This is a genomic window from Flavobacterium sp. PL11, from assembly GCF_035985025.1.
In the GTDB taxonomy this organism is placed as follows: domain Bacteria; phylum Bacteroidota; class Bacteroidia; order Flavobacteriales; family Flavobacteriaceae; genus Flavobacterium.
In genome coordinates this window covers 12,266-23,043 of sequence record NZ_JAXCIA010000006.1, presented here as the reverse complement: position 1 = coordinate 23,043, position 10,778 = coordinate 12,266, and the positions used below count along the sequence as shown (strand labels likewise).

General features: G+C 31.5%; 7 protein-coding genes. 2 read left to right on the top strand and 5 right to left on the bottom strand.

The window, feature by feature from the left end; translation table 11 throughout:
* Nucleotides 1-42 precede the first annotated feature (42 nt).
* The 5 genes from RCH18_RS04630 to RCH18_RS04610 all read right to left on the bottom strand — a co-directional run bounded on the left by RCH18_RS04630 (nt 43) and on the right by RCH18_RS04610 (nt 7,799).
* The gene (locus RCH18_RS04630) at nt 43-600 is read right to left on the bottom strand and encodes an OmpH family outer membrane protein (RefSeq protein WP_326935708.1); all 558 of its coding nucleotides are present in this window, start codon (nt 598-600) and stop codon (nt 43-45) included.
* A gap of 286 nt (nt 601-886) precedes the next feature.
* On the bottom strand, nt 887-1,735 hold the full coding sequence (locus RCH18_RS04625; RefSeq protein ID WP_326935585.1) for a class I SAM-dependent methyltransferase: 849 nt from the start codon (nt 1,733-1,735) through the stop codon (nt 887-889).
* Between the two features lie 324 nt (nt 1,736-2,059).
* Complete coding sequence (mnmG, locus tag RCH18_RS04620) at nt 2,060-3,931, bottom strand: tRNA uridine-5-carboxymethylaminomethyl(34) synthesis enzyme MnmG (protein WP_326935584.1); 1,872 nt, start codon at nt 3,929-3,931, stop codon at nt 2,060-2,062.
* 140 nt (nt 3,932-4,071) lie between these two features.
* Entirely contained in the window at nt 4,072-4,497 is a 426-nt protein-coding gene (gene ybeY, locus RCH18_RS04615; RefSeq protein ID WP_326935583.1) for an rRNA maturation RNase YbeY, read from the bottom strand.
* Complete coding sequence (locus tag RCH18_RS04610; RefSeq protein ID WP_326935582.1) at nt 4,494-7,799, bottom strand: hypothetical protein; 3,306 nt, start codon at nt 7,797-7,799, stop codon at nt 4,494-4,496. Before RCH18_RS04610 ends, ybeY begins: the two co-directional genes overlap by 4 nt.
* A 216-nt stretch (nt 7,800-8,015) precedes the next feature.
* On the opposite strand from RCH18_RS04610, the gene gltX reads away from it, so the two are divergent.
* Complete coding sequence (gene gltX, locus RCH18_RS04605) at nt 8,016-9,521, top strand: glutamate--tRNA ligase (protein WP_326935581.1); 1,506 nt, start codon at nt 8,016-8,018, stop codon at nt 9,519-9,521.
* Between the two features lie 212 nt (nt 9,522-9,733).
* A complete protein-coding gene (locus tag RCH18_RS04600; protein WP_326935580.1) occupies nt 9,734-10,714 on the top strand; it encodes an SPFH domain-containing protein in 981 nt (326 codons plus the stop codon).
* Nucleotides 10,715-10,778: the final 64 nt, after the last annotated feature.

Here is a 10,778-nt window from a genome sequence, read left to right as displayed (position 1 = left end):
TTCTAAGATAAATGAAGGTTTTTAACGAGTTAATAGGTACGCTTATTTTTTAATCTCTTCTTTTTTCTCCGCTGATTTATATTGATCGTTTAATGACTTAATCATTTCTTTAGTAATATCAAATTTATCTTCGGCATACAGGATAGAGGCAGCATCACCCGTACCGTAGATATAGGAATATCCTTTTTCCTTACCATACGATTTGATAAACTTCTTTACATTACTTACTAATGAATCCATTTCTTTACCACTCTCTTGTTGCAACTCTTGCTGTAAAGCTTGTTGTGCGTAACCTAATTGTTGCTCTCTTTTTTGTAATTCAGCACCTTTTTTCTGTGCCCATTCTTGCCCATTTGCTTGTGCTTGTGCTTGAAAGCCAGCCGCTTCCTGCTTAAATCTATTTATTTCAGCTTCTAATTGACGACCTTTTTCTTCTGCTTTTGTTTTGTATTTTGCTTCTAAATCTTTTGCTTCTGTATATTGTTTCATCAATTCAGAAGTATCTACGTATGCTGTTTTCACTTCCTTAACTGCTTCTACAGGCTTGTTACATGCAACTACTGTAATTGCTAATGCGATAATTGCTAATGCTTTTTTAATCATGATTTTTGTTATTTCTTTTTGTTAATCGTTAGTTTCAATTTAATGAATTATTTATTTTTTGGTATTAATGACAAAAATATAAAAAATTATATAGGATTGACAAAACTTTCAAAATTTGCTATTTATTTATGATATCAGAGATAATTATCATAAATATAATTTCTATAATTTATTACTATTAAAAACAACCTTCATGTTTAGCATTTAAAGAATGTTTTCGAAATATTGAATACATAAGAGTGTTTCAGCTTAAATAGCTTCTTAAATACGCTTTAAAATGAATTTACTTGTTTTTTAATATATAAATATGTGATGAATATTCAAAATTCTGCCTTGCCTTGTAATTTGACTTTAAACCTATGTAAAATGCTTTTATAAAATTCATATTACCTGTTTTATATTTTTCTGAAAGTAAGCTCACATAAAACGAATCAAATTTCATAGCAAGAACATCTATCAATTCTAGCTTTTCATTACTAAATAATTTTTTTATAGCGCTCTTAGAAAAATGCCAAAAATGTATTGGTACATCATAAGCGGCCCAAAATTTTTTATAGTGCATCGCATCAAACGATTTAAAATTCGGAACAGCAATGATGAGTGTACCATTGGGTTTTAGTAAACGTTTTAATTCTTTGATTTGTTCTTCTAGATTTGGTACATGTTCTAAAACGTGCCACATCGAAATTACGTCAAAGAAGTGGTCTTCTAATTCTTTAGTTTCACTTACAAAGGAGATGCCTTTTTTAATAGCGATAGCTTTTGCTTTTTCACTTGGCTCTACTCCTATTGTTTGCCATCCATTATTTTTAGCTTCTAATAAAAAATCTCCTGTGCCAGCTCCAATGTCTAAAATAGAACCTTTATTAGAATGTAATGAATTTATTAATTTTAATTTCCTTTTCAGTGCAACACTTTTAACAAACTGATACATTTTTTCAAACAGAGTTCGTTTACTATCTGTGTGTGAAATGTAATTATTACTCTCATAATATTTTCCTAGGTCTTTTAAACTAGGTTGAGGAAATGTAATTAGCATATCCAGCTCTTTGTCATAATACAATTCAAATATTTCTTGCGAAACAGAATAGTCTTTGACTGTTAAAAAAAGTTCTTTATTTCTAATATCCATTAATCATTAATTCTATTATATGTAAATTTCTAACTAAACCTTAGAAAGACTACTTCACTCATGTAAATTAGTATTCATTATTTTCATACTTCTGTTTGGTAGCAAGGCTTACCAAAGTAGTTTCACGTGGAACAAATTGATCTTTGAACGCGGATTTATATTTTAAATAACTTATAATTAAATTCACAAACATTTATCATCGCGTAAATTTAATTTTTAAAAAAAATCTAAACCTTAACAATGAATATTAAACATTGTACACTGAATCCTAAGCATTAACTCCTAATACCTGATTAGTGCTGAACACTAAACATTGCACCTTATTTATCTTCCCATATAAATCAGTAATACCGAAACATCGCTTGGAGAAACGCCACTAATTCTCGACGCTTGCGAAATTGTAACGGGTCTAATCTTATTAAGTTTTTGCTTTGCTTCAATCGACATTGATTTTACTTTTTCATAATCAAAGTTATCTGGGATTTTCACATCTTCTAATCGAAGCAATTTATCAGCGTTGTTTCTTTCTTTTTCAATATAGCCAGAATATTTAACTTGTATTTCGGCTTGCTCTATTATTTCTTGATCCAAATCATTATCATTAATATAATCTCTTACCTTATCAAACTTCAACATATCATCAATATCAATTTGAGGTCTAGAGAAAACTTTAAACATTTTATCCCCTTGTGTAATTAACGCCGTTTCTTTTGCTGCTAAAACTGGATTAGCCTCCACCACAGAAACACTTGTTTCTCTAAAAAATGACACCATTTTTTCAGATTCATTAAGTTTATATTCCATTCTTCGCAAACGCTTTTCTGATGCTAAACCTATTTCATGTGACATTGGTGTCAACCTAAAATCTGCATTGTCTTGACGTAACAAGGTTCTATACTCTGCACGAGAAGTAAACATTCTATAAGGCTCTTCAGTTCCCTTTGTAATTAAATCATCAATTAAAACACCAATATAAGCCTCGTCTCTTTTTAAAATTAAGGGTCCTTTTTCATTGATTTTTAAATGTGCATTAATTCCAGCCATTAAACCTTGAGATGCTGCTTCTTCATATCCTGTAGTTCCATTAATCTGACCAGCAAAATACAATCCTTCAATTAACTTAGTTTCTAAGGTATGTTTTAACTGAGTTGGTGGAAAATAATCATATTCAATTGCGTAACCTGGACGAAAGAATTTTACATTCTCAAAACCTACTACAGTCCGCAATGCCTTAAATTGAATATCTTCAGGTAAGGAAGTAGAAAACCCATTTACATAAACCTCGCAAGTTTTCCAACCTTCGGGTTCTATAAATAACTGATGTCTTTCTTTATCTGCAAACCTATTAATTTTATCTTCAATAGACGGACAATATCTTGGACCTAAACTTTTAATCCTACCGTTAAACATTGGCGAACGATCAAAACCCTCTCTCAAAACATCATGCACAGTTTGAGAAGTATAGGTCATGTGACAAGATCTTTGATGTATTAATGGAGAAGTCACATCAGAATAAGAAAATTTATCGGGCTTTGCATCACCCTTTTCTTCATTCATTTTAGAATAATCCAAAGACCGTCCATCAACTCTAGGCGGAGTTCCTGTTTTCATTCTGCCTGCTTCAAATCCGACTGCAATTAAATCTTCAGTGATTCCATGCGATGCAGTTTCTCCAGCTCTTCCTCCCCCGAATTGCTTTTCACCGATATGAATCAGTCCATTTAAAAATGTGCCATTTGTTAACACCACCGATTTAGAATGAATTTCCAAACCAAGAGAGGTTCGGATTCCCTTGACTTTACCATTTTCAATGATTAAACCTTTTACCATTTCTTGATAAAAATCAAGATTAGGCGTTGCCTCTAACATCATTCTCCACTCTTCTGCAAAACGCATCCGATCACTTTGTACTCTTGGAGACCACATTGCAGGCCCCTTAGACTTATTCAACATTTTAAACTGGATTGCAGTTCTATCTGATACAATTCCTGAGTAACCCCCAAGTGCATCAATTTCACGAACAATTTGGCCTTTTGCAATTCCTCCCATGGCGGGATTACAAGACATTTGGGCTATGTTCTGCAAACTCATTGTGACCAATAAAGTTTTGGAGCCTAAATTCGCTGCTGCTGCTGCGGCTTCAGAGCCAGCGTGTCCAGCACCAACGACTATTACATCATATTCTTCTAAAAACATCTATTTATTTAATTTAACCGTAATGAAAGTTACGATTGGTGATTTTGAAATATTATAAGTTGTTCCACGTGAAACAATATGCGGCGTACGTTAATAATTTCAAGATTGTTCCACGTGAAACATCTAAATATTAGAGAATTTTACAAATCACGTTCCACGTGGAACAAAGTTATTTTCTCGTCTTCTTTACTGCGCATTATCTCCTCTTCTGGTTCCCCTTTGTCTTTATAACCACAGTAGTGTAGTATTCCGTGTGCCATTACTCGTTTTAATTCCTCCGCAAAAGGAACATTAAAATCAATTGCATTATCCTTCACTCGCTCAATAGATATAAAACAATCACCGCTGATTTCATTGCCCATAGTATAATCAAAACTGATAACATCAGTTAAGGTGTCGTGGTCTAAGTATTCTAAATTTAATTGATGAAGGTATTCATCATTGCAAAAAATATAGCTTATATCGCCTTCTTTTTTGTTCTCAGAAATAATAACTTTCGACAACCATAATGCGTACTGCTCTTCGTTGTCTAAGCTAAATTCAGTTTCGTAATTAAAATTGATCATTTTTTATTGAAATATTCTTGAACCTTTTGATTAAAATTCGAGCGCAAAGGTAATGATTGTCTGTTTAATATCTCAATACTGTTTAAATAATCTATTAGTGCGGGAGACAAAGCATTAGATTGATTATTGAAATCCTTTTTACTAATTTCAGCTTGGCGCTTATTATCCTCTCCTTGTTTTTGTATAGCTGTATTTAACTTCAATAAATCTTGCTTAATCTTTAATATTCTTTGTAAAGCTTCGTTTTTAAAACCTTTATTAAGTAACTCCCTTTCTAGCTGCTTCATCTTTTCTAAAGTGTTTTGACCATTTCCACCAAGACCGGTTTTATTAAGTTCAATTTGTAAAGCTTCTCGCAATTCTCTTTGCTCTCTGTAAATCTTCATAATAGCTCCCGCATCGCCCTCTCCACCTTCACCATCTTTGCCATCCTCTCCATTTTGACCTGACTTACCTTCTTTATTTTTTTCGCCTTCCCCAGGTTTAATGCCTTTTTCTAATCCTTTTTTTATTTTGTCGGCTACTTCTCCTTGCCTCTTAATAATGTCAGGCAACTGCATTTCCTCCCCTTGCCCAGGTTTAGGTTTTCCAGCAGTCATTCCAGACATTTGCATTTGCATATTAGATAAAATATCACTTAAAAAATCAGCTAGCTTATTTGCAGCTGCTACTGTATATTGCTGATGCGATACTCCTTTTGATACTTGGGCATCAGTAAAACTGCTTAGTGATTTGTCCACATTATAAATTACATTTCCAATCTCTTTAGTAATATCTTCAGCTATCTTTGGGTTGCGTAAGGACATTGCAAACAAACTGTCATCAACGTGTTTAAACTGCGATTTGAGATCCTGCTGCATTTTGATGTTTTTATTAAAAGCGGGAGAACCAGATTTAAATTTCCTGAATTGCTTCATTAAATCTTCCTGCGATATAGAAAAAGCTAATAGGTTATCTAATACTTGGCGAAGCATTGCAACATCTTCTTGTAACTGTTCCATTTCAGAACCTTCCATATTCTCAGCCATCTTTTGACCCATTTCTTTCATTTTCTTAGCAGCATCTTTTTGATTTGTTTTCGCTTTTTCTTTCGCATCTTTATTCAATTCATCAATAGCCCTATTTAATTCTTGATTTATACTTTTCACTTTAGCTGCATCATCGGGAATGTCAATCGGTGATTTTAAATCACTATTTTCTTTCTTCAAATCACTTAAACTTTCCTTGATTTTGTCGAAATCATTATTAATATCTTGTTGCTTTTTCAAGGTGTTATCCTTTACTTCATTAGATAGCTCTTCTTGCTTTTTACTAAGATTCTCTAATTTGTCAGCAATTTGTTTAGCCTTTTTTTCAACATAAAACTTTTTAGTGAGTTCCACTAACTGCTCTAAGTTCTTAGTTTGATTTTTACTTTTTTGCTTAAATTGACCTAACTTATCTAGTAAATCCTCGTTCTTTAATTTGTTATTTAAATCTTTTAACTCATCTAACAGACTTTTATTCTTTTCTAATTCTTGCTCCACCTTTTCCATTCTATCCTGAAGATCTTTTTTATCCTCATCTTTTGAGACAGTTTTAAATTTATCTAAATTGTCATTCATCTTTTTGGCAAAGTCTTTTATCATCTCATCTTGCCTTTTTTGCCGATTGACAAAGTCATTTATTTTTTGCTGATCTTTAAAATCTAAAGACTCTTTCTCTTTACCTAAGCGTTGTAATTTTTCTATCTCATTAAACTGCTTGTCCTGATTTCTCAAGGAATTTTGTAAGCCATTAATATTTTCATTTTGCTGCTCTAGTATCTTATCTTCTTTTTCTTGATCGGTAATTAAACGACTATAAAAAATAGACGATTTAGCACTCTTAAAATTATGCATCGCATCGTTATCAAATATTTCAAAGTAATATTCATATTCTGCTCCGATATCTACAATAAGGTTACTTGGAAAATTAAAGATAAATTGATCAAAAGTAACATTCTTAATTGCAATTGTTCCCCGTTTTGCACGTTGCTCCTTTCCTTTTTGATAATACACTACTTGAAGTTTTGTCAAACCATAATCATCTGCTATTTGTCCTAAAACGACATTTTTTCCAGCCTTTAAACTATCAGGAGCAACACTAACATTTATAGTGGGATATTGATCTTTAACAATATTCAACTTATAATTTAATTTATCATAACTATAAATAGTAGCATTTGACGTAATAATTTGATAATCTATATTTTGTACAATTACTTTCGATAAAAAAAACATTTTATCTGCTTTTAAAAAGGATGTTGTAGATTTATCATCATTCCAATTTACTTTATCAGTATTTTGTGTCAATATCTTCCAGTTGACGCGCGTTCCTTCTGGAATTATTGCGTTTCCACTTCCCTTAATAACTTCAGAAATCTTATTTAAATAAGAAGGAAAAGTAAGTTCCATTTCGAAATTTACAATGGATGGAACTGCTAAAACTTTTAGCTGATAATCTTGGGATAAAATGTCATTCGCTTCAAAGCGAAAATTAATGTTCTGAACTGGTTTAGAAATCTTGAACTCAAATTCTCCTGCCTTTATAGATTCCATATAATAACTTTCCTTTCCTATATGAACTAAAACATTTTCAGGAACGACTTTGCCAACCGTTTTAACTTTAATCGCAAAATCATTTCCTTCTTGTGTTTCCAACTTTGAATTTAATAAAACAAAATTAAACGGAGCTGGCGGAATAAAGACAGAATTATAGTGCACTACTCTATTAAGACTTTGAGAAATTAAATTACCATTTCCAGAAAAATAAAATATGGCGAATAAAATGAGAGGTATTATCACTAACGGAAAATACTTCTTGTTCTGTTTAAAATCGATAGCATTAGCAAAAGGTATCGGCTGAAGTACATCAGCTTTTTGATCGATTGAAGCAAGAAGTAATTCTGAATTAGTATTTTGATTATAAGAATTAGCAAGTTGCAAAAAGTTTATAAGTTTGTCATTAATTTCAATAAAATGTTTACCAATAATTGATGACGCTTCATTGTAATCAATTCCTTTTTGAAGTTTAGATAATTTTAATATTGGAAATAATATGAAACGAAAAAATAAAAAGGTTTCTACAAGCATGAAAGTCCAAAATAATATTGATCGTCCCATGGAACTTAACCACAGAAAATACTCAATAAATAACGTAAATAAAAAGTATAATAAGCCAATACCAATAAATATAATACTGCCACGTATCAATTCATTTCTATAAAACTTTCTTATAAATTCTTCTAATTTTTGATATATGAGATGTTGTTGCTCCACCATAAATACTTTACTTTTTATAACCAATAAAAGTAGTAATTTAAAATGAGAAAAAAATTAGCAGTTAAATGACACTTTGCTACTTTAATAAACAAGAGACAAAATATAAAAGAAAGCATAATTCGGCTGACTATCATCGTAAAAACTCTTCGCCATCTCTTCGCTTTTTCGATTATAAATAATCTTATTAGAATTGTATCTTTACAAAAAAATAAATCAATGTCTAAACAAGTTAGGGTGCGCTTTGCACCAAGTCCAACTGGTCCGTTACATATTGGCGGTGTTCGAACCGCTCTTTTTAATTATTTATTTGCAAAAAAAAATAATGGAGTATTTTTCCTAAGAATCGAAGATACGGATCAAAATCGATTTGTTGCTGGTGCGGAACAATATATTATGGAAGCGCTAGAATGGTTAGGAATAACTCCTGATGAAACTATAGGTAAAAATGAAAAATTTGGACCTTACCGTCAAAGCGAACGTAGAGACTTGTATCAAAAATATGCTATTGCACTAATCAACTCTGGAAATGCATATTATGCTTTTGATACCGCTGAAGCATTAGATGCTGCAAGAAAAGATGAGGAGAATCAAGGTAAAACATTTATTTATAATCATCATAATAGAGAAAAACTAGATACTTCATTAGTTATTTCTATTGATGAAACAAATCGCCGAATAGCAAATGGGGAACATTACGTAATCCGCTTTAAAACTCCTGTGGATGAAATTTTACATCTTTATGATATTATCCGTGGAGAAGTGAAATTTGATACAAACCTCTTAGATGATAAAGTATTATTTAAAAGTGATGGAATGCCAACTTATCATTTAGCTAATATAGTTGATGATCATTTGATGGAAACCTCTCATGTAATACGTGGTGAAGAGTGGTTACCATCGATGCCGTTACATGTGTTATTATATAAAGCTTTTCAGTGGGAAGCACCACAATTTGCACACTTACCATTAATTATGAAACCTGTTGGAAACGGTAAATTATCTAAACGTGACGGGGATAAAATGGGTTTTCCTGTATTCCCTTTAGATTGGAAAACCGCGGATGGATCATCATCAGGCTATAGAGAAAAAGGATTCTTTCCAGAAGCGGTTATTAATTTTTTAGCATTATTAGGTTGGAATGATGGAACTGAAAAAGAGTTATTTTCATTAGAAGAATTGGTAGCATCTTTTGATTTAACTCGAGTACATAAAGCGGGCGCAAAATTTGATCCTGAAAAAAATAAATGGTTTAACCATCAGTATTTAATTAAACAGCAAGATTCAGATTTGGCGAAAGCCTTCACTCCTATTTTAGCTGAAAAAGGTATAGCCATATCCGAAGAAAAAATAATAAAGATTGTTTCTTTAATAAAAGAGCGAGCACATTTTGTATCAGAATTTTGGGAAATGTGTAATTTCTTCTTTATTGCTCCTACCACTTATGATGAAAAGGCAATTAAAAACTGGAAAACAGAAACGCCAAAATTGATGCAAGAATTAATTAATGTTTTAGAGGAAATCACCGATTTTACTTCTGTCAATATTGAAACTATTGTAAAGGATTGGATGGTGAAAAATGAAATAGGAATAGGAAAAATAATGCAACCATTTCGATTGTGTTTAGTAGGAGCTTTAAAAGGTCCTCACCTATTTGATATCGTTGAAGTTATAGGACAAGAAGAAACAATTTTAAGAATTCGAAAAGCCATCGATATGTTATAATATTAAAGTCCTGATTATGTCGGGACTTTTTTTTATAAAAAAGTTAATAACAAAACTTATTTTTAGCAAACCGTTTCTATTAGTATTATAAAAAATTGAATTACAGATCATATACACAAATGATATCTTTATCATAAAATTTTAAACTATTCGAAACTAAGCTTAACTTTTTTTGTAAATTGTCAACTAATTCAAATTTAAATACGAGCGATATGAACATTACATTAACAATCCTATTAGTACTTGGATTTTTTATTTTACTCTCTGCATTTTTTACCGTGAAACAACAAACAGCGGTTGTGATTGAGCGATTTGGAAAATTTTTAAGTATCAGACAATCAGGTTTACACCTTAAAATTCCGCTTATTGATCGAATTGCTGGTAGAGTAAATCTTAAAATCCAACAATTAGATGTTATTATTGAAACAAAAACAAAGGATAACGTTTTTGTTAAACTAAAGGTCTCTGTACAATTTATGGTTATAAGAGAAACGGTTTATGATGCATTTTATAAATTAGAATATCCACACGATCAAATTACTTCTTATGTGTTTGATGTAGTACGTGCGGAAGTTCCTAAATTGAAATTAGATGATGTTTTTGAAAGAAAAGATGATATTGCTATTGCTGTAAAAAGAGAATTAAATGAAGCGATGACCACTTATGGTTATACCATCATTAATACATTAGTAACTGATATTGATCCTGATATCCAAGTAAAAAACGCTATGAATAGAATTAATGCTGCGGATAGGGAAAAGACCGTAGCTGAATTTGAAGCTGAGGCATCAAGAATTAGAATTGTAGCTAAAGCGGAAGCGGAAGCTGAAAGTAAAAGATTACAGGGACAAGGTATTGCAAACCAGAGACGCGAAATTGCGAAAGGTTTAGTAGAAAGTGTTGATGTATTAAATAGAGTTGGAATTAATTCACAAGAAGCATCAGCATTGATTGTGGTTACACAACATTATGATACTTTACAAGCCATTGGAGCAGACGCTAATTCTAACTTGATTTTATTACCTAACTCTCCGCAAGCTGGAAGTGATATGCTAAATAATATGATTGCATCATTTAGCGCCTCTAATCAAGTAGGCGAATTAATGAAAAGGAAAAATAATAGTGATCGAAAAGATCGAGAAACTAATTACGAATTACCTGAGTATCCAGAATCACCTGAAAATGAGGAATAAATTATAAAAACTAAAAAAGAGGCTTAATTGCCTCTTTTTTTATAATTGTTACTTTTTACAATAC